At 40.7% G+C, this 23,248-nt stretch carries 21 protein-coding genes and 1 pseudogene; 12 read left to right on the top strand and 10 right to left on the bottom strand.

The annotated features are described in order from the left end of the window. Positions 1-313: 313 nt before the first annotated feature. The 6 genes from V7K84_RS02790 (at position 314) to V7K84_RS02765 (ending at position 7,750) form a co-directional block, all read left to right on the top strand. Positions 314-2,584 carry a RelA/SpoT family protein gene (locus V7K84_RS02790; RefSeq protein ID WP_334836182.1) on the top strand — a complete coding sequence of 757 codons (2,271 nt, stop codon included), beginning with the start codon at positions 314-316 and terminating at the stop codon, positions 2,582-2,584. A 242-nt stretch (positions 2,585-2,826) separates the two neighbouring features. Beyond that, positions 2,827-3,825 (top strand): nodulation protein NodZ, encoded by a 999-nt coding sequence (locus V7K84_RS02785; RefSeq protein ID WP_334836180.1) that lies wholly within the window; start codon positions 2,827-2,829, stop codon positions 3,823-3,825. A gap of 245 nt (positions 3,826-4,070) precedes the next feature. After that, positions 4,071-4,787 (top strand): class I SAM-dependent methyltransferase, encoded by a 717-nt coding sequence (locus V7K84_RS02780; RefSeq protein WP_334836178.1) that lies wholly within the window; start codon positions 4,071-4,073, stop codon positions 4,785-4,787. A 413-nt stretch (positions 4,788-5,200) separates the two neighbouring features. After that, positions 5,201-6,280 carry a M4 family metallopeptidase gene (locus tag V7K84_RS02775; protein WP_334836176.1) on the top strand — a complete coding sequence of 360 codons (1,080 nt, stop codon included), beginning with the start codon at positions 5,201-5,203 and terminating at the stop codon, positions 6,278-6,280. 158 nt (positions 6,281-6,438) lie between these two features. Next, complete coding sequence (locus tag V7K84_RS02770; RefSeq protein ID WP_334836174.1) at positions 6,439-6,729, top strand: protealysin inhibitor emfourin; 291 nt, start codon at positions 6,439-6,441, stop codon at positions 6,727-6,729. A gap of 109 nt (positions 6,730-6,838) precedes the next feature. Next, complete coding sequence (locus V7K84_RS02765; protein WP_334836172.1) at positions 6,839-7,750, top strand: DUF4437 domain-containing protein; 912 nt, start codon at positions 6,839-6,841, stop codon at positions 7,748-7,750. A gap of 5 nt (positions 7,751-7,755) precedes the next feature. Here V7K84_RS02765 and V7K84_RS02760 read toward each other — a convergent pair whose 3' ends face one another. Beyond that, on the bottom strand, positions 7,756-9,255 hold the full coding sequence (locus V7K84_RS02760; protein ID WP_334836169.1) for an amidohydrolase family protein: 1,500 nt from the start codon (positions 9,253-9,255) through the stop codon (positions 7,756-7,758). Positions 9,256-9,372: 117 nt separating this feature from the next. Between V7K84_RS02760 and V7K84_RS02755 the strand changes: the two genes are divergently transcribed. Beyond that, complete coding sequence (locus V7K84_RS02755) at positions 9,373-10,167, top strand: aspartyl/asparaginyl beta-hydroxylase domain-containing protein (RefSeq protein ID WP_334836168.1); 795 nt, start codon at positions 9,373-9,375, stop codon at positions 10,165-10,167. Positions 10,168-10,214: 47 nt separating this feature from the next. Here the strand turns inward: V7K84_RS02755 and V7K84_RS02750 are convergent, their stop codons facing one another. Next, positions 10,215-10,958, bottom strand: coding sequence for a maleate cis-trans isomerase family protein (locus V7K84_RS02750; RefSeq protein WP_334836166.1), 744 nt, complete (start codon positions 10,956-10,958; stop codon positions 10,215-10,217). A 68-nt stretch (positions 10,959-11,026) separates the two neighbouring features. Beyond that, the gene (locus tag V7K84_RS02745) at positions 11,027-11,941 is read right to left on the bottom strand and encodes a DUF4437 domain-containing protein (RefSeq protein ID WP_334836164.1); all 915 of its coding nucleotides are present in this window, start codon (positions 11,939-11,941) and stop codon (positions 11,027-11,029) included. Positions 11,942-12,203: 262 nt separating this feature from the next. Between V7K84_RS02745 and V7K84_RS02740 the strand changes: the two are divergent. Beyond that, positions 12,204-12,408, top strand: a pseudogene (locus V7K84_RS02740) (zinc-binding dehydrogenase); the annotation flags it as partial. Positions 12,409-12,446: 38 nt separating this feature from the next. Further along, positions 12,447-12,845: a nuclear transport factor 2 family protein gene (locus V7K84_RS02735; RefSeq protein WP_334836162.1), complete on the top strand. Its 399-nt coding sequence runs from the start codon at positions 12,447-12,449 to the stop codon at positions 12,843-12,845. Positions 12,846-12,881: 36 nt separating this feature from the next. On the opposite strand, the gene V7K84_RS02730 is transcribed toward V7K84_RS02735, so the two are convergent. The 7 genes from V7K84_RS02730 to V7K84_RS02700 all read right to left on the bottom strand — a co-directional run bounded on the left by V7K84_RS02730 (position 12,882) and on the right by V7K84_RS02700 (position 20,130). After that, positions 12,882-13,358, bottom strand: a complete 477-nt coding sequence (locus tag V7K84_RS02730; protein WP_334836160.1) for a hypothetical protein — start codon at positions 13,356-13,358, stop codon at positions 12,882-12,884. Between the two features lie 125 nt (positions 13,359-13,483). Next, positions 13,484-15,880, bottom strand: coding sequence for a hybrid sensor histidine kinase/response regulator (locus tag V7K84_RS02725; protein ID WP_334836158.1), 2,397 nt, complete (start codon positions 15,878-15,880; stop codon positions 13,484-13,486). Between the two features lie 12 nt (positions 15,881-15,892). Then, a complete protein-coding gene (locus V7K84_RS02720; RefSeq protein ID WP_334836156.1) occupies positions 15,893-16,045 on the bottom strand; it encodes a hypothetical protein in 153 nt (50 codons plus the stop codon). A gap of 446 nt (positions 16,046-16,491) precedes the next feature. Further along, positions 16,492-17,073: a hormogonium polysaccharide biosynthesis acetyltransferase HpsU gene (gene hpsU / locus V7K84_RS02715; protein WP_334836154.1), complete on the bottom strand. Its 582-nt coding sequence runs from the start codon at positions 17,071-17,073 to the stop codon at positions 16,492-16,494. Between the two features lie 88 nt (positions 17,074-17,161). Then, positions 17,162-18,118, bottom strand: a complete 957-nt coding sequence (locus V7K84_RS02710; protein WP_334836152.1) for a glycosyltransferase family 2 protein — start codon at positions 18,116-18,118, stop codon at positions 17,162-17,164. Between the two features lie 24 nt (positions 18,119-18,142). Further along, positions 18,143-19,075, bottom strand: coding sequence for a glycosyltransferase (locus V7K84_RS02705; protein WP_334836150.1), 933 nt, complete (start codon positions 19,073-19,075; stop codon positions 18,143-18,145). 227 nt (positions 19,076-19,302) lie between these two features. Continuing rightward, entirely contained in the window at positions 19,303-20,130 is an 828-nt protein-coding gene (locus V7K84_RS02700; RefSeq protein ID WP_334836149.1) for a hypothetical protein, read from the bottom strand. 244 nt (positions 20,131-20,374) lie between these two features. Here V7K84_RS02700 and cobU point away from each other — a divergent pair, with 244 nt between their 5' ends. The 3 genes from cobU (at position 20,375) to V7K84_RS02685 (ending at position 22,628) form a co-directional block, all read left to right on the top strand. Further along, positions 20,375-20,950 carry a bifunctional adenosylcobinamide kinase/adenosylcobinamide-phosphate guanylyltransferase gene (cobU, locus tag V7K84_RS02695; protein ID WP_334836147.1) on the top strand — a complete coding sequence of 192 codons (576 nt, stop codon included), beginning with the start codon at positions 20,375-20,377 and terminating at the stop codon, positions 20,948-20,950. Between the two features lie 52 nt (positions 20,951-21,002). After that, positions 21,003-21,422 (top strand): hypothetical protein, encoded by a 420-nt coding sequence (locus V7K84_RS02690; protein ID WP_334836145.1) that lies wholly within the window; start codon positions 21,003-21,005, stop codon positions 21,420-21,422. A gap of 246 nt (positions 21,423-21,668) precedes the next feature. Then, positions 21,669-22,628: a ribonuclease Z gene (locus V7K84_RS02685; RefSeq protein ID WP_334836143.1), complete on the top strand. Its 960-nt coding sequence runs from the start codon at positions 21,669-21,671 to the stop codon at positions 22,626-22,628. The last annotated feature ends 620 nt before the right edge of the window (positions 22,629-23,248 follow it).

Raw genomic sequence — 23,248 nt, 5'->3', positions numbered from 1 at the left:
TTTTTCTTCTACAATAAACTTTCTTAAAGACTTATCAGCACTAGAAGCCTCAAATCTTGATTTGGGGCTTTGTTTGCCATCAATGGATTTTCTTTCTTTAACGATCCTTGAAACTCAAACTGGATGACTACCAGACGCTCTTGCTTCTCTAAGAGTTGCTATATCAAAGACTTTATACTGCGCTATTGCAATTGGAGAATCATCCTTACACTGCTTTTTCCACCTTTTTTAGGCAACAGCATCTTTTCAGGGCGATGCTGCTAGTTTTATTTATCATTCACTTATCTACCGATCCTCTCTAAACCCAAATTGTATGAGCAGTATAGCGATAAATTCATCAGTTGACCTTGCCATTCCCGAATGGTTAAAAAAATGTTTGAAGGAGTCATCGACAACTAGCGGCGCAGGGGAAGATGACCGAAGGCATAATGATGCCGTCTTAATTGGTCGGGCATTTGAATTTGCTTACCAACTCCATCAAGGTCAATACCGCAAATCTGGAGAACCATACATCGCCCATCCCATTGCTGTGGCTGAATTGCTGCGTGACTTGGGAGGCAGTGCTGCTATGATAGCAGCTGGATTTCTCCATGATGTCGTTGAAGATACAGAAGTTACAAGTCAAGAAATAGAAGAACGCTTTGGCGCAGAAGTGCGGCAATTGGTCGAAGGTGTCACCAAGCTTTCTAAAATCAATTTCACCAGCAAAACCGAAAGTCAAGCCGAAAACTTCCGGCGGATGTTTTTGGCAATGGCGCAAGATATTCGGGTAATTGTGGTGAAATTGGCAGATCGTTTGCATAATATGCGAACTTTACAATATATGTCAGAGGCCAGCCGCCGCCGCAGTGCCCAGGAAACGCGAGATATATTCGCACCTTTAGCCAATCGCTTGGGGATTTGGCGAATTAAATGGGAACTGGAAGATTTGGCTTTTAAGTATTTGGAACCAGAAGCTTTTCGCGAAATGCAAGAGCATGTTTCCGAAAAACGGACGGCGCGAGAAGAAAAGTTGGCTAAAGCTACGAATATGTTGCAAGAGCGTTTGCAGCAAGCCGGAATCCGCTTTCAGGATATTAGCGGTCGTCCCAAACACCTTTATAGCATTTACCAAAAAATGCACCGCCAGCAAAAGGAATTTCATGAAATTTACGATTTGGCAGCGCTGCGAATAATTGTTCAAAGCAATGAGGAATGCTATCGGGCTTTGGCGGTGGTTCATGATGCTTTTCGCCCAATTCCTGGAAGATTTAAGGACTACATTGGACTGCCAAAGCCTAACCGTTACCAGTCGTTGCATACTGGGGTGATTGGATTAACTGGCCGTCCTTTAGAAGTGCAAATTCGGACAATCGAAATGCATCATATCGCCGAGTATGGGATTGCCGCTCATTGGAAGTATAAAGAAACAGGTGGTTCTAGCATTAGCCATTTGACAGGCACAGATGACAAGTTTACTTGGCTGCGGCAACTGCTGGAATGGCAAACCGATCTCAAGGATGCCCAAGAATATCTTGATAGCGTCAAAGATAATCTATTTGAAGATGATGTCTATGTCTTCACCCCTAAGGGGGATGTTGTGCCTTTAAGTCCCGGTGCTACGACTGTAGATTTTGCTTATCGCATTCATACAGAAGTCGGAAACCACTGTTCAGGGGCGCGGGTGAATGGGCGAATGGTGCCACTGTCAACGCGGCTGCACAATGGCGATATTGTAGAAGTCCTCACCCAAAAGAACTGCCATCCGAGTTTGGATTGGTTGAACTTTGTTAGAACTTCGGCGGCAAAATATCGCATAAAACAATGGTACAAGCGATCGCGCCGGGAAGAAAATGTCGCCCGTGGACGGGAATTGTTAGAAAAGGAACTGGGTAAAACTGGTTTTGATAGTTTGCTGAAGTCGGATGCAATGCAGATTGTCGCCGAAAAGTGTAACTACCATAGCGTGGAAGATTTACTCGCTGGTTTGGGTTATGGAGAAATTACGTTGAACCTAGTGCTAAATCGCTGGCGAGAAGTCGCGAAGGGACAACAACCAATTTCCACTGTGCCGCTATTTATCCCCAAAGAACCAGCGACATCAAAAGCTTTGCGAGATGCACCTCCAACTACCTCACGTTTCACTGATTCGCCAATTTTTGGGGTGGAAGGTTTGGTATATTATTTAGCTGGGTGTTGTACCCCGATTCCTGGCGAACCAATTATTGGTGTGGTGACGCGAGGTAGGGGGATTTCAATTCATCGCCAAGGCTGCCATAATCTAGAGACTGTGGAGTACGAACGCTTAGTACCAGTTAGGTGGAACCCAGCCGCAGAAAATAGTGGTCGTCCGCATACGTACCCAGTAGATGTACAAATTGAAGCTCTGGATCGTGTTGGGGTGCTGAAGGATATTTTGTCACGGTTAAGCGACCAAGGGATCAACGTCCGTCATGCCCAGGTGAAAACCTCTACTGGCCAACCTGCATTGATCGACTTAGGAATAGATATACGCGATCGCTCTCAACTAGAGCAAGTCTTCGTCCAAATTAAGAAAATGAGCGACATTTTGAATATCCGCCGCGTCGGTCAAATTGACGAGTAACAGGGGTATCAATATCCCCAAAAAAACCTTCTCTTGCTTACCTAGCAGCCTGTCTGGGAACTCAATATGGCGGCTATAAACTCCGTCTAAAGAGATAAAACCTTCCCTGGCAGGTTCGTCAACTATTGATTTGACCGATCATGAGTGATATTATTCTGGCGATATAGAAAATATGAATAAAATCTTCCCTGGCGGGTTCGTCAACGATTTTTTGAGTTTAAAATTGTTAGGAGCAATCAAAAATGATTTCAGAGAAGTTTTTATTAGTGAAAGGCAAAGCAGGGATGGGAAATCGTTTTCTCGCTCTCTTGGACAGTATTTTATATGCTCAACTTACTAATAGAAAGATAGTTGTTGATTGGAGCGATGAGGTTTACTCGAATAATCGCAGCAATGTTTTTCCTGACTTTTTTAATCTTCATAATGTCACTCAAGCTTCAGAAATACCTTCTACTCAATCTGTTTATCCAAGTGTCTGGAAGAATAGCTTAGATAAATCTGTAAATGAAGTACTGCTATCATACGAATCGCCAGATGATTTGCGATATAACAACCCAAAAATATGGGCAAAATATACTACTAATATGTCTCGCATAGATTATAGTGAAGATATTTTGATTAGATGGTCGTATGTAACAGAGACTTATAAGCTAAGACGGCATTTTTTAGGAGATTTCGCTTATCTACAAAGTCTGAGTAATGAAACTATTTTAAAAAAGATAATTAGAGAAAATCTGAGTTTACAACCTAATATTGAAGCAATTATTAAAAAAACTGTAGATAGTTCTTTTGAAGATATAGTAATCGGGGTTCATGTTAGATATACTGATAGAAAAACTTCCAAAAACCTCTATTTAAAATTTGTTGATAAGATTCTTGAAAAACATCCTAAAAGTTTAATATTTTTAGCTACTGATAATCACGCAGTAGAAGATTCTTTTAGAGAGAAATATACTAATATTTTAGTTACAGATAAGTGGTATCCTGCTTCAGGATCTTCTTTACATCAGAATCCTGAATGTCCAGATAGATTTGAAAATGGCGTTCAAGCTTTAATAGATATCTATTTATTAAGTAAATGTAATTATCTAATATACAACCAAACTTCTACTTTTGGTGTAGTCGCAAAGTTGATTTCTGATATTCCAGAAGCTAATACAATTGATACTTCTCAATACAGTTTAAAAGGAAAAGTCAAAAACTTAATTGCTTGGCTCAGAGAAAAAACAGTTCTTTCGTGATCTTTTTTTGAATTAGAAAGTTAAAAATTAAAATTGAGAATAATAATGATTTTTAATTAATTTTGGGTACAAGCCCAACTGATTGAATTTTTAATTAATTTTTAATTGAAGTAAAGCGACTTGACTATAATGATTATCAATTGAGGTGTAATAGATTCTTAATTTTAGATGATGTCACATCTTGAGAAGGCGTCCCCAAAATTGCTTGGGAATAGTGATTAGTGTATATATTAGTTCCAATCCTTATGCAACAATTATTTCCTGGAGAGGTATTTGCCAACACTACGGATTTTGACACTGGTATTCGCCAACTTTTACCGCGATACGATGAGATGTTGGAGGTAATTAGCCGTTGTTTACCTTCCACAAGTCGGCGTATTTTAGAATTAGGTTGTGGTACAGGCGAACTTAGTCTCAAGATACTCAACCGCTTTCCAGATGCCCAAGTAATTGCCCTAGATTACTCACCTAGAATGTTGCAATTTGCCCAAGATAAAATCACAGCAGCTGGATATCAACAACGCTGGACTGCTATACAAGCAGATTTTGGTGACTGGGCAAATAATCCAGAGAACTTGAATATTGGTAGTAAATTTGATGCTTGTGTCTCATCTTTGGCAATTCACCATCTCCAAGATGAGATGAAGTTGAAATTATTTGAGCGAATTGCTGCTAGCCTCACTCAAGACGGCTGTTTTTGGAATGCAGACCCTACTTTACCAGAATCGCCAGCCTTAGCAGAAGTTTACAAGGCGGCACGAGAGGAATGGGCAGTTGAACAGGGAATTAATTTGACAGAGATTCGCGCTAAACGTGCTACCAGCACTACTCAAGGTTATTCTAGTCAAGACCAGTTAGCTAGCTTAGATGCTCATTTCCAAATGTTGAGCAAAGCTGGATTTAATACAGTTGCAGTACCTTGGAAATATTATGGTCTGGCGGTATTTGGTGGCTGTTTGTGAAAATTTTAGGTTTTGGATGCCTAAATTTGAGATTCCCTTGTCTCCAATAGGCATTTATAGCATTAACAACTTGATAGTAACAAAACAGTAATAAATAATATTATTTCTGTTGATAAGAACTAACATATAAACGCATTAGGTCTGTAAAGGAGGTCTTGCTAACTCACACAAGGCTTTTAGCTAAAACTTGTGTTAATTAAACTGGCTTGGTGTTTTTATACAATATTTCCACATCATAAGTACCCGTGAGGATACTATCAATCCTCTACAGACCTATCCGAAAATACAGAGTAGAAAACTTCCTTCAGAAAAAACCAGGGACACGCGATTTGGATCCGTTTTTCTGCTCCTTTCTCCAGTGGAGTTAAAGCCACTGTTTGCCATCACTTAGTTTCAAAAGGAGAATATCTTGGATGGCTCGAAATAAAAAGAAATCAGCCGGGTTTAAGTATGAGCATCCACTTGTCTCTAGATGCCCTATTTGTTGTATTATTCCGCCCCACATGCTGGAAAATGTCGTGGTGAATGGCAATCCTCAGCAGCGGAGTTGGGCTTTTCATACATTAAATGTTTCAGCACAGCTTCGCGGACGCAGAGATGTTATAGGTACTGTCTCCTTTGCACCTTCTCCGGGTGAGAAACGCCGCACCATCTACGATGCCAAAAATGGACAGCAACTCCCTGGCACATTAGTGCGTGCTGAAGGAGATCCACCAAGCAGTGATGTAGCAGTGAATGAAGCCTACGATGCTGCTGGTGCTACTTATGACTTATTTCATGAAATATTCGATCGCAATTCTATTGATGACAAAGGACTACGTTTAGACTCCACCGTGCATTATGGCGTTAAATACGACAACGCCTTTTGGAACGGCGACCAAATGGTTTATGGTGATGGCGACGGAGAAATGTTTCAACGCTTCACAAAGTCAATCGATGTGATTGGGCATGAGTTAGCTCATGGGATAACTCAGTATGAAGCGGGTTTGCAGTATTATGGCGAACCAGGCGCACTAAATGAATCGTTTTCTGATGTATTTGGTTCCTTGGTGAAACAAAAGTCCAAAAATCAGACTGCACAAGAGGCAGACTGGCTGATTGGCGAAGGGCTTTTAGTCCCGACTGTCAAAGGTACTGCCCTCCGCTCAATGAAAGCACCAGGAACAGCATACGATGATTCGGTATTGGGTAAAGATCCCCAACCAGCCCATGTTAAAGATAAATATACTGGTGATGAAGATAACGCTGGGGTGCATATCAACTCAGGAATCCCTAATCATGCCTTTTATCTAGCGGCTGTTGAGATTGGTGGGTATGCCTGGGAAAAAGCTGGCAAAATATGGTACATAGCTTTACGCGATCGCTTGCGTGCCAAAGCAGATTTTAAAAAAGCTGCTAGCGTCACCATTCAAGTTGCTGGCGAACTCTACGGTAATGACAGTGATGAGCAAAAAGCTGTACAGAACGCTTGGAAAAAGGTAGGAGTTATTTAGAATTAGGAGTTAGGAGTTTTTTCGTAACTTCTAACTCCTAATTCTTAACTCTTAAATTTTAGATGTACTACTTGTTGTTGCTAAACTGGGAGGTGAAAACTATCATCTCCCAGTCTTTGTATTTCTCCCAACCAAGTAGCACAACGGAGAGCAAAAAAATGCGGATATCGTTTGAACGCACAGGCGGTTTTGCTGGGATTACCAAGAGAACAACCGTTGATACAGACACTCTCTCGCCAGATGAAGCTGCCACACTTCCCCGACTGGTTGAGGCTGCTGATTTCTTTAGGCTACCTGAAGTAATTACTTCACCAAATCCCCAGAGCGATCGCTTTCAGTATAAATTAACAGTAGAAGATAACGGTAAACAACATACGGTAACTGTTAGCGAAGCAGCATTGCCAGGAACTTTAAGACCTTTGATTGAATGGCTACAAAACTTAGCATAGAAAAGGTAATCTGCTGAATTAACAATTGGATTTTTCTCTAAAAATTCAGTCAACGCAATATAAAATTGAATGCCTAAAGAGAAGCATATAATTAGGAGAATGCGAAGTCGTGGGCGAAGAAAATATAAATTTTAATTCCGCAAAAGAAAACCAAACTGATGATTTTTTGCACGTAGCCTCTGTAAAAGAGGATTGGGGTGGAGACGGCAGAGGGCGCATGAATTTATCAGCAAGGCGTACAGCAATCTCTAAAGAGTATGTACCTCGCCAGTACCAGTACTTTGATACGAATGCTTTACCAGAAGAACACGCATGGCGCGTCAGTGGAATGCCAGAGAATGTAGTAGCTGGAAGCCGTCGATTAATTACTTGGCATGACAGTGGTGCATCAACCTCAAGAGTTGTAATATCACGGCAGTTTGAAGCACCATCTGGCTTCTTTACTTCTGATTTGGAGATTTTCGTACTTAGGGGTGCAATCCAAGTGGGAGAGTGGCAGTTAAGTAAGCATGGTTACTCCTTTATTCCCGCAGGAGTGAGAGTAGGACCTTGGAAAGTGCTAGGTGATGAAGAAGCGGAAATCCTCTGGATGGAAAACGGCTCTCTCAATTATAAATATGCGCTAAACGATCATCCAGATGCTAGACTACGTGACTTCATCCCAGCGTTGGATAGCAAATTGCTACCGTGGGGCAATACAGAAACAGTTCAATTTGTACAAGCAAATAAGAAATGGCTAAGGAAGGATAATAACGGGGGTGGAGTCTGGCTGCTTGCTATCTTGCCACATTATGATGGCAAGTCACCAATGATTCAATGTTATAACGAGGAAGGGTATTGCCTAGCTGGATACTGTGATATTGGAGACTACCGATTTCTAAAGGATTACTTTGGCTATGTCCCCACCTTTACCACCTCTCCTTGGCACAGAACAGATGATGGTTGCTTATTCTTTATCCGCGTTGATAGAGATTTATCACAAGTTGCAACAGTATTGTCATATGCGCCCCAAGACACATAGCTTTTTTAAGCAGCGGGGTTTGTATGGGGAATATTAGAAAGTCTTTTTAAATAGCGCCCAATAGGTGAACCTATAACCTCTCCATTGTTGTAAATCAAATTACCACGTAAAAAGGTACTTTTTACCCTTCCAGTTAATTCCATTCCTTCAAAAGGTGTATAACCTTGTTGTGATTCTGACTCAGCAGCACGTACCACAAAGGTTTCATTGGGGTCTACTAATACCAAGTCAGCATCATAACCAATAGCAATATCGCCTTTTTCTAACAACCCAAAGCGCCGCGATGGGTTCCAACATAGCAATTTAGCCATCTGGCTGTAAGACATCCCCCGCTTGCTACCTTCACTGAATACGCCAGAAAGTAAATATTCTGTACCGCCAAAACCAGACCTTGCTAACCAAATATTATTCGGGTCTTTAACATTTCTTTTTTGTTCAGCAGAACAGCAAGCGTGGTCGCTAACTATCCAATCTACTTGATTGTTTAATACTGCTTGCCACAAATATTCCACATCAGCACGGGGACGGATAGGAGGGTTAACTTTTGCCCAAATACCATTAGGAGTATCCACATCTAATAACAAATGTCCAACAGTAACTTCTCGCCGAAAATTGATATGAGGAAAAGCAGTTTGCATAGTCAAAGCTGCTTCCATTGCTTTACGCGAACTCAGGTGCAACAAATTGATATTTGCACAGTTAGTCTCATGCGCCAAATAAGAAGCAATACAAATTGCTAAACCTTCAGAATGAGGCGGACGCGCTGCACTGTAAGCGTGTAATCCGCTCAGACTAGAATCATTTTCAACTATTTTGGTATAGGCATTGAGAATTTCTGCAACTTCACAGTGCAAACTCAAGCTGATAGTATCTCGCGCTTCTGGATGTTTTTCCATTAAGCGAGTTAAACCGCGCATAATAAATTCAAAATGGGCGAAGTCGTATCTTTCCTCTTTGTTAATCATCAAAAAGAGGTTTTGCTGGTCTGACAAACCATGCAACCCATATCCGCCATAAAACATGAAGATTTTAAACGAAGATATACCGTGTTCCTCAAACAATAGAGGTATTTCGTCGATATGCTGGCTTGCTATAGGTGCAATGTGATAGGCGTAATCTACAAAAAAATTACCTGCGGATAAGGACAAAACCTCTGGAAAAAAATCGCGGTAGGAGCCGCCTTTGTTAAGATAATACTGCCCTGTACGGATGTAATTTAAGCTGGTGGTTACGCCTCCCATTGCGGCTGCTTTGGTTTCAGTTACAGCATCTTTGTCTAGGGGTTGATAGATACCTATGTGCATGTGGGCATCCACGACCCCAGGAAAAACCAGCAAGTTTTTGCCATCAAATACCTCTTTGCTTGTGTCTGGGCTAATATTAGGGGCAATCTGAGCAAATTTCCCATCCTTAATGCCTAAATCAAGTAGTTCGATTACATCCTGATGGGGACGAACTACCCGCACATTTTTGATGATTTGATCTAATACGGGAGTTTCAGACACAGCAGACCTCACACTAAAATGAGTTTAGTCAGGAATTCCAACATCGAATCTGGACGAAGACCAAATCCCATTATTATATAACGGTTTTTTATGAAATCATCTTCAGGAGAAAAGACAATGGAAACTTTTAATGAGTATCATATAGACCCAAAGGAATTTACTTTTCTCAAAACTTTTGAAGATAACTGGCAAGTGATTAGAGAGGAATTTAAACGCTTTATTAACCAGGCATCTGATGAAGAGAGAAAGTTAACTTACGATATTCTGGGTCCTAAAAGTAAAACGATTAAAACCAAGGGTGATGCAAAATACAGCGCTTTTGGTATTTTATTTCAAGGTCTTTTTATTGAACAATATATTCAAGCTTATCAAATACAATATCCTGATTATGGGCCAGATGAGGCATCAAAAAAAGCACTTTTATTAAGAGAAAAGTATTTTCCAAATTTAGCTAATTTGATAAAAAATGTGAATTTAATTGATGATGATATCATCAGAAACGTCTATTATGGTACATTCCATCCAGGCTTGGATATTAAGCTGCATGTAAACTATAACCCTCATACAAATCGTGGATATTTAGGATTAATAGTGCCAGAGGGAGATGTGGCTATGAAAATATGCCACGATCAACTTTATTGGCATGAAGGAAAGTTCTTGGTTTTAGATCATAGCTATCCACACTGTCCACATAATTACACTAATTATGATAGAACTGTTTTGGTTGTAGACTTTTTTAAACCGGATAAGCCTAGAGATGAAGCGATCCGATTTGAGAAAGAGCAAGTCACACAACGGATGCAAGATAATCCTTATAGTTTAGGTGTTTTTGGTACAGGCGATAAAGCTAAAGAAGAAGATTTTATCAAGTATGGTTTAGCTCATCAGTTAGAGTGGGATAAAGCTTTATAAGCTTAATTATGATGTTCAAACTGGCTAGGAAGGATAATTCGTCATTTTCAAAATTCTCTCAAGAGTCTCCCACACCCGTACACTCGATCTTGGATATTGTTATGTCGTAAGGCATACCACCAGATTGCCGCGTTAATGGCAATGACCGGCTTTCCAAACCACCGCTCCGCTTCGTCGGCAAGCTGGAGCATACTCAAATTGGTACCCATCTGCACGATCGCGTCTACGTCATCACCGTCGAGTTCCTGAAGATAGCTGCGAAGAGTATCTTCACAGACCTCGGCGATCGCTATTGCAGTGGGGCAACGGAGTCCTTTCAGCCGGACGACCTCCACCCCAATGTCACTAAAGAAGCGGCATAGTCTCTCGTCGGCTACAGGTTGATAAGGAGTGATAACGGCGATCTTGTTTACTTTGAACGCTTCGAGAGCCGCCTGACATGCCGAGCCGCCCACAGCCACTTGGAGACCAGTATAATCCTCAAGCCGTTTCACGAAGGCTCTGTTCCCCTTGAGTCCTTCCCAGAAAGTCTCGGCACTCATTGCCACGATCAGGTAGTCGATACCAGCCGTCATCACCCGATCAACCGCGAAAAGAATTTCGTTGTCGATCTGCTCCAAAATACGCACCATCTTTTCGTCGCTACTCAAGTCCTGGTCTCTAATATGAATCCGGGATATGTGGGATGTAACGCCCCGTACAGCCATCGCGTGAAAATCTGGTTCGACGATTGTGTTTGTGCTGGGCGCAAGCACACCGAATTTTTTTCGCCATCCTAACGCATCTGTCATTGTGGAATACCCGTGGAAACCGTTTATGAGCTAATTAATTTACCCTAATCTGCTTTGCTAGTTGTGTTTCAGGAGTGGGATTTGTCGCGATCGAGTGCAGCTTGGAGACGTATCTCATCTTGCTGAGTAATATCTGGGTTATGCAGTATCCAATAACAGTCTAGGCGGTCATTGGTGCGAAACAGAAGTAATGCTCCACTTTCTGTCCAAAACGGGCCGTGTGGAATATGTGCTGGTCGCCAGTAATAGCCATCTTTGCACATTGCTGTATAGCGTCTATTAAAAGGATCATCGTTCATAGACCAATGTCCAAGCACATCTCCACTAATGACATACGCCTCCTCAGTAGTAGGATGACCAGCATAAAAATTGCCTTCAATCCACATAGGTACTAAGCCTAGAATCCATGTGGCGCGTCCGGTTTTTTTATTGGTATACAGGCTTTTACGTGCTGAACCAGGAGGTAAGAAGGTTGTGCTTTCCCATTTCATCGCGTGGAGTTCTTGCAAGGGAACAAATTCAGTCATCCGTTCATGGGTCTGCATATTCACATGATATACAGAAGTTTCTGGGATTTGCTCAAGGCTTGCGTAGTCTTCTGTAATGTAAGTAGGGGTAGCATTTGGCATCCACAAGATAATAGTGTCTTCTTCCGTTTTCCAAGGGCCAGTAGGTATACCAGCTGGGATGAAAGAATAACTGAGATTGCGTAGTCTAAACCCACCCTGGCAAAGTGCGCCGGTTAGCACAAAAATTTCCACATCGGTAGTGAAATGACCGATAGGCGTGTTCCAACCCTTTTTCAGGACAACTCGCTGTGTAGATTCACCTGTATTTTCGTTGAGGGATAGAACCTGAGCATTACTGTGTTTATCAGTAATAAAGTTTTTCACATTAAAAGGCACTTGTGGAAAGTTAAGAACTGAGTTAAGTGATTCTTCAGTTTCTACATGTTTGCGCCCTACTGAGGTGTTATTGCTCATTTTAATACCTGTACTTATGGGTGAAGATTAACATTATTATCGAGTGAATATGATATTTTATTGTTTTTATGTCCTTTAACCATATCTGTTTTCTGCATCTACTAACTTCTGACTTACAGCATATTAATTAGACTTGCTTAATTAATTAGCCTTGAGTTGCAATTGAAATAAAAATACAAAAATTAGAAGACTAAAAGTAAGTCTAATAAAATTAGAGCAAAGGTATTACTATTTGTAAAGTGATAGATTCGTTTATGATTTTTTTTTAAAAGCTGCTTTTGTTTGTGGCTTTCTCATGAAATGAACATATGACAGAGGCACGCGATCGCCTCTTAAACCTCTTCTACACAAACAAACTTAAAGTTGCTGTTGACCCAACACAGTTTCAGGGCATAGAATCAATACCCGACGCTGTAGAATATCTCCTCAGTGGTCAGAATTGTGGCAAAGTGGTAGTGAGATTTTAAGCAACACGGTATTAGTTTATATCCAGGCGAGGGTAAAAATGACACAAAATTCAGAAAATACTTTAAAAGTTGCTCAACAGGCATTTGAGGGTCTGACGCATGGTATGGCAACAGGAGAGTGGGAAGCATTGTTAGATATGCTCACAGAAGATTTCACCCTTTGGTTTCCAATGGCAAAATTCCACGGTTTAAATGTGGGAAAAGAGCGAGCTAGAGAATTTTTCGAGTACGTTTCTGAATCCTTTAGTCCTGGGTTGAAACTGACTGGTCTAGACCGTGTTACCAGTAATGAAACGACTGCTGTCTTTGAGTTTCGGGACGAAGGCCTTTTATTCGGACAGCCTTACAGAAATCGGGTAGCGGTTTCTTTTGATGTGCGTGGAGACAAAATTTGTGGCTATAGGGAATACTTTGGCAGCGATGGTAAATCGTATTAAATAAGTCGTAATTATGAATTATTTAATTGATTTTTATTAGTTACTCTCAGGGTTGAGTTCGTTGATTTCTCTGCACTTACCCTCTGCGGCTTGATATGCTGCCAGATAGTCTTGACCACCCAACATTACATCACCGTAATATTCATAAGGTGGATCGCCATAAATTGGCAATGGATCGTCTTCTGGATAATCTTCTTTTGATTCTTCAATGATAGCTTTCAGTTTTTTAACAGTCAGACTATGTGCTGCAAAATACCAGATTTCTTGGGGATTTTTGTTCAGGTGAGGTAATGTGGGATCGATAATCCGAACATCAGAGGTGTCGTCTAGCTCAATCCAACTGTGTTCAACCGGTCTATATGGCTTCCCAGCAAAAGCTAAAAATCCCTGAATATACCTTGCTCCCTCAGTAGATAATGCTGCTTTATAAGCATTATCAAACGGAGTGCTAGCTTTGCTGTTTATCTGTTCAGCAATTTTGATTGACAGCGTTTCATCCAATAGTTTGTTCATCAATAGCAAGGATTAGAGCAGCCATGAAAACATATTACCACTGCGACTTACCATTTTGCTTAGGCATTGGGCATTGGTTATTCACTAATGACAAATGACTAATGACTAATGACAAACGACAAACTCTACTTTGTGCTAATCAGCATCTGTAAATTTATTAACAAGTCGCTTGAGGTGTAGGGCTTGGATAAAAGGGTTTTAACACTATTACCAAGGTTTTTAATCATTTCATGATTGAATGCTAATCCACTAACACCAATAATTTTGATGTCTGGATTAATTTTTTTCAATACATTGATAGTTGTTGGCCCATCCATACATGGCATCATCATATCAACCAACACTACACTAATTTCTTGTTGATGTTTTGTATATAGTGCGATCGCATCAATTCCATCATTAGCCACTAAAACTTTATAGGCATTTTGTTCTAACCAGGTTTGAGTAACCTCTCGAATTGAAGCTTCATCATCAACAATGAGAATTAATTCTCCATGCCCTGCTGGTAATTTCTGATCTCTAGCTAATTTACCATCTGCTTCGATTGTCTGCGTTACGGGTAAGCAAACTTGAAACTCTGTACCTTTGCCCACTTCACTAATTATATTCACAAAACCACTGTGGCTTTTGATAATGCCAAGGACTGTTGAAAGACCAAGCCCTGTACCTTTACCCACTTCTTTTGTTGTGAAAAATGGCTCAAAAATTCTATCTACTATTTCTCTTTTAATTCCTGTACCTGTATCACGCACGGTAATCATTACATAAGAACCCACCTTAGCATCAATATTCATCCGGGCATAGTGGCTATCAACCCAGAAATTCTTGGCAGAAATATTTAAGATACCGCCATGAGGCATAGCATCACGAGCATTAATGCAGAGGTTCATTAGCACTTGGTGTAACTGAGTCGCATCACCAAAGACATTCCACAGGTTTTCCTGAGGAACATCAATGTGGATTTCAATAGCTCTGGAAAATGTTTGCTTAACAATATTTTCAATTTCTAAAATTGAATTACGTATCTGTAAGGTGTTAAAGTTACCTACAGATCCGCGTGAAAACCACAGCACTTGTTTAACTAAATCTGCTGCACGTTTAATATTTGTTTCCATAATTGTTAGCCATTTCTGACTGTTTTCATCCGGCAGCTTTGCCTCTAAAAGTTGTACTGTCATCATCATGGGTGTCAGTGCATTGTTGAGGTCGTGGGCGATGCCACTTGCTAGAGTGCCAAGACTCTCCATCCGCTGGGCCCGGAGAAACTGCGCTTCGAGTTGCTTTTTCTCTGTAATGTCGGAGTTGACAATCAGAATGGATTTGGCTTGCCCCTGACGATCGTTTACCAGTGTCCAGCGACTAGCGACGATGATTTCTTTGCCTTGTTTTGTGACTTGATATAACTCACCTTGCCACGAACCACTCTCAGCTAAAGTTTCCTGGATGTTTTTCAATTGCCAAAAACTTTGCTTTTGATAAAAAAGCTGATTAGCATTCTTGCCCAGTACTTCTTCTGCCATCCAACCGTAGAGATGTTCAGCTCCTTTATTCCAAAATTGAATTTGGTTAATCAAATTTTGAACGATAATCGCGTCTGTGGTGATGTTAAGCAAAGCAGCTTGCTCGCGGATTTTCTGTTCTGCATCTTTGTGTTGGCGCAGCGCAGCTTGCTGTTCGGTAATATCAATTACAAAGCCTGCCATCCGCGCAACTTTACCTGTAGAGTCTAAAAAGATATAGCCATTGTTTTCAACTGTGATATAAGTGCCATCTTTACGACATACGCGAAATTCAAGATGGAATCGCTCTTTTGTGGATAAAACGCGGTTAATCTCTTTGTTAAAGAAGCTGCGATCGTCAGGATGAACCAATTCTAGCCAGCGGTTCAAACCTCCAAACATCTCAGGCATAGAGTAACCTAATATTCGCTCTACATTGCCATCATATTTAATCTCATTGGTATGCAAGTGCCAGTCGTAGAGAATTTGACCATTTGCTTGGATTAGTGCTTGATAGCGATTGTTCCACTCATCTAATGCATCTGAATGACATCGTAGTTTTTCCTCTATCCGCAGGCGCTCCAAGATTTCGGTCTCTAAACGTTGGTTTTGCTCTGTGAGTTTTTTTGTGAGGTTTCGTAAACGTAAATGGGTATTTACCCTAGCTAAAACCTCTTGATATTCTAGAGGTTTGGTAATGTAATCTACTGCGCCAAGATTCAAACCTTTGACTTTATCTACCTTGTCACTCATGGCAGTTATAAATATTATGGGAATATCTTGAGTGGCTGGATTTTTTTTTAAAAGTCTACAAGTCTCAAAACCGTCGATTACTGGCATTAATACATCCAATAAAATCAGATCGGGTGAAGCATATTCTGCCATCTGAATGGCACTTATTCCATCTTCAGATACTAAAACTTGAAAGCTGTAATACTCTAAAAAGTCAAATAATACTTGTAAATTTACAGGAGTATCATCGACTATTAGAATAACAGGCTTTTCATTTTTATTAAAATTCATACTTGCCTCTTATTAAATTTTTTTTAAATTATCGAATTTGTTTGCCTTTAAAATAAAATCTTTGACAAGTTGATGAATATCTGTGGCAGGTGGTATTTTATCACCTACTTGTTGGAATGGCAAAAAAACTTTGCTATTTCGACTATCTCTTGGTTGATTTGGCATATCATATTTTGCGCCAATTTTTTAGATATTGACAAATTTTGGACTTGAAATTAAAAAGATTTAATTAAAAGTAAACTATTTTCACAGAATGCCTATATCTCAAATACAACATTTGGGTTGAGCAACAGCGAAACCCAACAAAACCTTGATAATGTTGGGTTTCGCTGTTGCTCAACCCAACCTACGCCAGTTTGAGTTTTTAGCCTTAGAGGTTGTTTGAAAAGTGCTTAGGTGTGATTTTAGGCACTTATTGATCCCCCCTAGCCCCCCTTCAAAAGGGGGGAAAACTTCTTAAAGTCCCCCTTAAAAAGGGGGATTTAGGGGGATCTAAAACTTTTTGCTACCAACAACAAGACTTTTCAAACATCCTCTTAACCCAAGCGTATTGCAATATAGTTAAGGGCGCACAGCTAGCTGCACGTCCTTACTACGTTTAATCTATAAAATCACGGGGTTGTGGAAGGATCGAGTTTTAGCCGAGCTGTTTTAGGACGACAGGGGCTTCCCCAACAAACTTGCCCAGAAGGCATATTACTAAAAACACTACTACGAGCGCCAATCACAGCATTAGCTGCGATTTGCACTCCTGGCCCAACAAAACAATCTGCTGCTACCCATGCACCATTTTCAATGGTAATACTCGCTGTTTTCAACCCAAAAGCAGGATCTTGGAGATCGTGAGTACCAGTACACAGGTAACTTTTTTGGGAAATTACACAATGTTCACCAATATGGATTTGATCGAGGCTATATAAAACTACGTTATCTCCAATCCAACTGTAGTTGCCAATAGTGACTTTCCAGGGGTAGGTAAATCGGGCTGTAGGTCGAATTAATACATCTTTCCCGATACGAGCGCCAAATAATCGTAGCAAAGCACAACGCAGAATATTTAACGGTTGAGGAGTTAGAGGAAAGGCGATCGCTTGTACAAACCACCATAATAAAACATACCAACTTGGACGCCCTCGGTCAAACCAAGATTGGTCATATTTGCGTAAATCTACGAAAGGTTGGTCATTAGTCATTTAATTTTAGATTTTAGATTTTAGATTTTAGATTTTAAATTTTTCCTTTAATCCAAAATTCAAAATTCAAAATCTAAAATTGGTATATTTAAGAGTCAATGGTCAATAGCTTTGCTTGTGCTTCTCTGCTCCCCTGCTCCTCTGCTCCTTCATCCGGGATAGTTGCAGTATTTAAGTGACCACCGCAGTTGCGTAATTCGTAAAGTTTAACGCCAATTTGATATTCATATTGACTCAGCAATCGCCCATATATATATCCCGCTTTGCCATCTAAAAAACCGCGTTGAATTATATAAAACAAAATAAACCGCAACATCGGTTTAAATGGTAGGCGTACCCAAACTTTTTTCAGAAATCGTTTGCGTTGCACGGCATCGCCAAATAGATTAGCGCCGATAGTACCGCTATCATCTTTACCTGTAAGAATATTAAAATAAACCCTGGCTTCCCAGTTTGAATAGCGGTTGTGGCGTTCTAACCAGTGGTAAAGGTCGCGGAAGTCCTCGTGGAGCATATCATTTTTGAGATACCCAACTTTCCCTTGCAAAACCACGTGCTCGTGAACTTCGTTATCACCAGTATTAGGAATATCTTCTGTATTTAGATTTTCGTAGCGACCTTTTTTATGTTGAAATAAACGTAGATTCCAATCAGGATATTTCCCACCATAACGAATCCATTTTCCTAAGAAAAATACGCGGCGGTTGAGATAATAACCTGTATATTCATCATTTTGAATTGCTTGCTCAATTTCTTCCCAAAGTTCTGGGGTGATCCGCTCATCACAATCTACAATTAGCACCCATTCATTACGAAAAGGCAAATTATCTAAAGACCAATTTTTCTTTTTAGGCCAGCGTCCATTGAAGTTGAATTGTACGACATTTACACCGTAACTTTTAGCAATTTCAATGCTGTTGTCGCTACTTTGAGAATCTACTACAAATATTTCATCTGCTCTGCTGAGGCTAGTAAGGCAAGCAGGCAAGTTAGCTTGTTCGTTTTTTGCCGGAATTAGTACTGAAACTGGTATTTTAGATGACATATTGAGTAAAAATTATGTTACTGGTTATTTCTTATTTGATGTAGATAAAAGACCCTGAATAGCAGCATTTAAGTAACCAATCTGACCGTAAGCATACACCAGTTTGTCAAACCGTTCTGCTGGATCGGAGAAATACTGTAAAGCCTTATACAAGCCTCGCAGAAATCTTTCGCTACCTCTCTGCAATTGAGCGATCCCAGCTTTACCAGCGAGTTGTTCTCGATAGCATTCACTGATACCCTGCCACCAGCCTCGGTTTAAAAACCAAGAGCGTTGGAGGCGCTCTGGAGCTACATTGTGAGCGACGAGTGCTTCGGGAAGATAAGCAACTTGCCAACCACGCTGTAGAGCAAATTCGGTCATTTGCAGTTCTTCATTAGATAATAAATTTTTACCCACTCGACCGAGATGAGGATCGAAACCGCCAATTTCTTCGAGGAAACTGCGGCGGATGGAATAATTTAAGCCTCTGGGTGTTAAGCCAGGTTGCTCAATGTAGATATTACTGTCACCTAAGTCGTATGCACCCAGATTTGCAGCTAGCCCCGGAGATAGCCACCGTGGTTGTTGAATTCCTGGGGGCCACAGGAGAGTGACTTTGCCACCTGCGATCGCTAGCTTAGAATTATTGTAATAGGCAGAATATAAAACTTGTAGCCAGCCCTGACTGGCAACGGCATCGTCATCTAGATAAGCAAGAATATCACCACTGGCGACCTTTGCACCCGTGTTGCGGGCGACAGATAAACCAATGGTGGATTCAAAAACATACTTCAGGCGCGGATTGTGGGCCCTTTCTTCTACAACCTCACGGGTGCGATCGCTAGATCCATTATCAACTACTACAATTTCAAAGTCAGCAGCAAAATCCTGCGCTAAAAGACTATCAATTGCAGCCCCTAAATAGGTATCTCGATTGTGAGTACAGATAATGGCAGAGATTTGAGTATCTGGCATAGATTGAATTTTGGATTTGAGATTTGGGACTTCGGCTCCTTTCGACTTCTCTACGAGACGCTACGCGTTAGCGGAGCTTTCGCTTTAGCCATACGCTCAAGGCAAGTCGCTCAGTCGAACGATTTTAGATTAAAATCTAAATCCAACGCTATAACTGCTGAGAGTTAATCTAAACCAAAAGTTACCGACCTACCAACCGAGTTTCTTCGGAAATAATCTTTAAAACTTTACGTTTGTTGAATATGACTGTGTAAAACTACAAGAGTTTGCGCCAGTTGGCTAAGGCGGGTTTCCAAAGATTGCTTGCGCCCTAACAGTTGACGTAACTTTTGATAACGAGCGATCGCCATACTAACATTGGGAACCTGATCCGGTGGACATGGACGCGACCAAACTTTACCAGTATCGTCTACACCACAGAGGCGATAGCCAGTAATAGATGATTGATAAGATACTTTTCCACCAGTGGCACAAATTTCTTCTACGTAGTTCATCAGGCGGTCAACTTCTGCATGGCGCAGTGTCGCAGTTCCTCCTGGTTCTGGTTCGGTGGGATTGGATTCTAACCAGCCATTGACAATTGGCCCTTCTAAGTAAATATCCTGAATCTGCTTCAAAATATTTTGCAATTCTGTTTGCCAACCAGCGACAGTTTCCTGTATTTCTTGCAAGAGATTCATCGCTAATGCTGGATTAGCACCGTGGCGATGGCTACTAAAGGTCGGAGTTTTTAACTTTGGTAGGCTGGGTGTTCTGTTACCATTCTCTTCTGCTTGAAAGGTCTGCACAGAATCATGGTGAGGAAAGAAATTTTGGTCAGAAGGATAATTACTCTCAGTATTTACATCCAATTCAACTGTTTGTCCTTCTGACTTTACTTCCCCATCCTGAGAAGATGGAATTTGTGTACTTTCTGTGGGTTCGTTAGCTCCGACGCTGATTCTAAAAGAGAAAGGCCGTTTTGTCGTCGAATCAGTTGTTTCGGCAGTAGAGTCAGTGCCGCGATTCCCTAAATCGTGTAAAGTTGCTTCAATGCGTTTTAAGCCTGCGTTCATAAAGACATCCTAAAGTTTGCTGTCCCCAGTAGTATTGAATAATTGAGAATGGGGTAGTTGGGATTTTTGGCTTTTGCCAGTTGTAACATCTAATGATGCTGGTGCTAATTTTATCCCTTAAAAGTTATTTGAAACCAAAAATCTCACCTATGAAGTAAAAAAATGTGGTGATAAATTGCAACTGTAGATATATGGAGGAGGCAGGAGGCAGTGTTTCTCTTGTTAAAATACTCAGTAAAAAACTTTGGGTAAAATCATCTTAGTAACAGGGCCAGCACGATCTGGTAAAAGTGAATGGGCAGAAACTTTAGCCATGCAGTCAGGAAAAGCAGTTGTTTATGTAGCAACAGCCACCGATAACCTAGATGACCAAGAATGGCATCAACGCATTTTAGAACACCAACAACGTCGTCCCCAAGACTGGGTAACTTTATCTGTACCTGTGGAACTGTCTGCTACCCTTGCTGATGCCAAACCCTATACCTGTCTTTTAGTTGATTCTTTAGGAACTTGGGTTGCCAATCTCTTAGAACAGGACGAATCTAGCTGGGAAAATACCCTTGCAGAGTTTTTGGAGACGGTGGAACTGGTTGCTGCTGATATCCTGTTCGTAGCAGAAGAGGTGGGTTGGGGTGTGATACCAGCTTATCCACTTGGGAGGGCGTTCCGCGATCGCCTCGGTTCTTTAGTACGCCAGCTAGCAACACTTAGCGAAACTGTTTATTTAGTGACTGGCGGCCATGTTCTCAATCTCAGCATTCTTGGTTCGCCATTGCCAAATAAAGGAGATGCTGGAACATTCAGAAGTCAAGATTCTTAACTCTTGATTCAAATCAATCCCAAATCTAAAATCTAAAATCTAGAATTGTAATATGGCAACCAAACAAGAAGTTAGAAAATACCTTGCCTACTGGTTTCAGTTGGGTAAGAAAGTGATTACGGGCAACGGCAAGGCAAGCTTTTTGCCTGAATCGGTGCTAAATGGCGATCGCTATAGTCAAGAATTTGAAGAGTGCTGGCAGAAAATTATTTCACCGGAATCGGGTGATTGTTACCTTGAGGGTACACATGAAACTATTGCTGAATTGTTGACGCCAGCATGGAATATGCTACCTTGCAGCCGATGCAGTATGCCAGTAGCAGTGCGAAATGTCGGGATGCCGGCGTTATTATGTCCCTGCAATGATTTACCTAACTGGCCAAATACTGAATTGCCAGCACCGCGAGAGCCAATTAAAACTCAAGACCAACTCCAAACAATTCGCGATCGGCTTGTAAAGAATATTACATAAACAAACAACAAATTTGGAAATCTGAGAACTTTTTTCTAATTTTCTAATTATTTGATTATTTTAATTTCTCCTGTAGTGCCCTTGAGTCTGACTACGGAATTTTTGTATACCTGTACTAGCTAGGGAAAAATAACTATTAGTTCTTAACTATGCCCAATCCCCAAAATCCTAAATATTTTACTCATTAACCGTGCCACTATAGAAAATAGAGCTGCAAATTGAGCAATAGGAAGACTAAAGAACACTGTGCAGATAACATTCTTAGGGACGAGTTCCGGTGTACCCACGCGATCGCGCAATGTTTCCAGTGTCGCTCTGAGATTACCCCAAAGGGCAGAGCTATGGTTATTTGACTGTGGCGAAGGTACTCAGCATCAAATTATGCGGAGTGAACTCAAAATGAGTCAACTCTCCCGAATTTTTATCACCCACATGCACGGCGACCATATCTTTGGCTTGATGGGACTTCTTGCTACTTGCGGCTTGGCTGGCAATGTGGAACGAATTGATATCTATGGCCCACCTGGATTAAATGATTACATTCAATCCGCCTCACGTTATTCCTACACGCATTTTTCTTACCCGATCAAAGTTCACGCCATCCGTCCAGGGGTAATTTATGAAGACGATGACTTCACCGTTAGCTGTGGTAATTTGCATCATCGGATTACAGCTTTTGGCTACCGCGTAGCCGAAAAAGACCGAGCCGGACGCTTTGATGTGGAAAAAGCCAAGGCGTTGCAAATTCCTCCTGGTCGGGTTTACGGTCAACTCAAGCGCGGTGAAACAGTTACCCTTACGGATGGACGAGTGATTGATGGCACGCAATTGTGCGGCCCTACAGAGATTGGTCGAAAGGTTGCCTATTGTACAGACACAATTTATTGTGATGGTGCAGTGCAATTAGCTCATGATGCAGATGTATTAATTCACGAAGCAACCTTTGCCCATCAAGATGCAGATATGGCTTTCCAGCGGTTGCATTCTACAACGACAATGGCTGCGCAAACAGCTTTAGCTGCTGGGGCACGTCGGCTGATTATGAGTCATTTCAGTCCCCGCTATGCTCCCGGAAATACCTTGGAGTTAAAGGATCTTCTCAAGGAAGCTCGTGCTATTTTTCCCCGTACTGATATGGCTTACGATTTTATGATTCATGAAGTACCTAGACGACGGGAAATAGAGTTAACCAAGGTAGGCGTTTAAATTTTGGACTTTCCTGCGGAACGCTACGCATATCGTCCCGTAGGGCAGGAGTACGGCTACGCTCAGTTGAACGATTTTAGATTTTAGATTTCCTATTGAACGCTTCTAATCTAAAATCTAAAATTAACCAGGTTCTATCTTAGATTTTAATAGTCTCAATCATAAGATCAAGCAAATAAACAGTAGCTTTGTTTTTCGAGTAAGTCAACTATTTAACCAACAATTTACGGTTAACTAAATGTATCAAGAATATACAAATAATATGGTTTAAATATTTTTATCAATGTGTTTTTTATATTACAAGTTATCAAAATAACTTGAATATATATAGTAAGATTGTGAATCGAATAATTTGATACTCAAATACTTAGAAAAAATCATTAATTTTTCGTCAAGATTTTTATTCCTTAAATAAAATATTTATTAAAAATTTATACTTCCAGCACTGATTAAGAATTTATATGCATGAATTGATGAACATGAAAGCGCCAGTTGGCATAATATTATGCCAAATTAGCTTGTCATTGTTGGAAGAAGAATTAAGTATGCGATCGCAGCTATTAGGTGTAAAAAAAATCATTTCATATTTATCATAAATCTTCCAAATAAATATAGTGTTT

The organism is Nostoc sp. (assembly GCF_036917315.1).
Taxonomy (GTDB): Bacteria; Cyanobacteriota; Cyanobacteriia; order Cyanobacteriales; family Nostocaceae; genus Nostoc.
This window is presented reverse-complemented; position numbering and strand designations above follow the sequence as displayed.

Coding starts and splice junctions, on each gene's coding strand:
- V7K84_RS02790 (WP_334836182.1), top strand. CDS start 314: ATGAGCAGTATAGCGATAAATTCATCAGTTGACCTTGCCATTCCCGAA.
- V7K84_RS02785 (WP_334836180.1), top strand. CDS start 2,827: ATGATTTCAGAGAAGTTTTTATTAGTGAAAGGCAAAGCAGGGATGGGA.
- V7K84_RS02780 (WP_334836178.1), top strand. CDS start 4,071: ATGCAACAATTATTTCCTGGAGAGGTATTTGCCAACACTACGGATTTT.
- V7K84_RS02775 (WP_334836176.1), top strand. CDS start 5,201: ATGGCTCGAAATAAAAAGAAATCAGCCGGGTTTAAGTATGAGCATCCA.
- V7K84_RS02770 (WP_334836174.1), top strand. CDS start 6,439: ATGCGGATATCGTTTGAACGCACAGGCGGTTTTGCTGGGATTACCAAG.
- V7K84_RS02755 (WP_334836168.1), top strand. CDS start 9,373: ATGGAAACTTTTAATGAGTATCATATAGACCCAAAGGAATTTACTTTT.
- V7K84_RS02750 (WP_334836166.1), bottom strand. CDS start 10,958: ATGACAGATGCGTTAGGATGGCGAAAAAAATTCGGTGTGCTTGCGCCC.
- V7K84_RS02745 (WP_334836164.1), bottom strand. CDS start 11,941: ATGAGCAATAACACCTCAGTAGGGCGCAAACATGTAGAAACTGAAGAA.
- V7K84_RS02735 (WP_334836162.1), top strand. CDS start 12,447: ATGACACAAAATTCAGAAAATACTTTAAAAGTTGCTCAACAGGCATTT.
- V7K84_RS02730 (WP_334836160.1), bottom strand. CDS start 13,358: ATGAACAAACTATTGGATGAAACGCTGTCAATCAAAATTGCTGAACAG.
- V7K84_RS02725 (WP_334836158.1), bottom strand. CDS start 15,880: ATGAATTTTAATAAAAATGAAAAGCCTGTTATTCTAATAGTCGATGAT.
- V7K84_RS02720 (WP_334836156.1), bottom strand. CDS start 16,045: ATGCCAAATCAACCAAGAGATAGTCGAAATAGCAAAGTTTTTTTGCCA.
- hpsU (WP_334836154.1), bottom strand. CDS start 17,073: ATGACTAATGACCAACCTTTCGTAGATTTACGCAAATATGACCAATCT.
- V7K84_RS02710 (WP_334836152.1), bottom strand. CDS start 18,118: ATGTCATCTAAAATACCAGTTTCAGTACTAATTCCGGCAAAAAACGAA.
- V7K84_RS02705 (WP_334836150.1), bottom strand. CDS start 19,075: ATGCCAGATACTCAAATCTCTGCCATTATCTGTACTCACAATCGAGAT.
- V7K84_RS02700 (WP_334836149.1), bottom strand. CDS start 20,130: ATGAACGCAGGCTTAAAACGCATTGAAGCAACTTTACACGATTTAGGG.
- V7K84_RS02690 (WP_334836145.1), top strand. CDS start 21,003: ATGGCAACCAAACAAGAAGTTAGAAAATACCTTGCCTACTGGTTTCAG.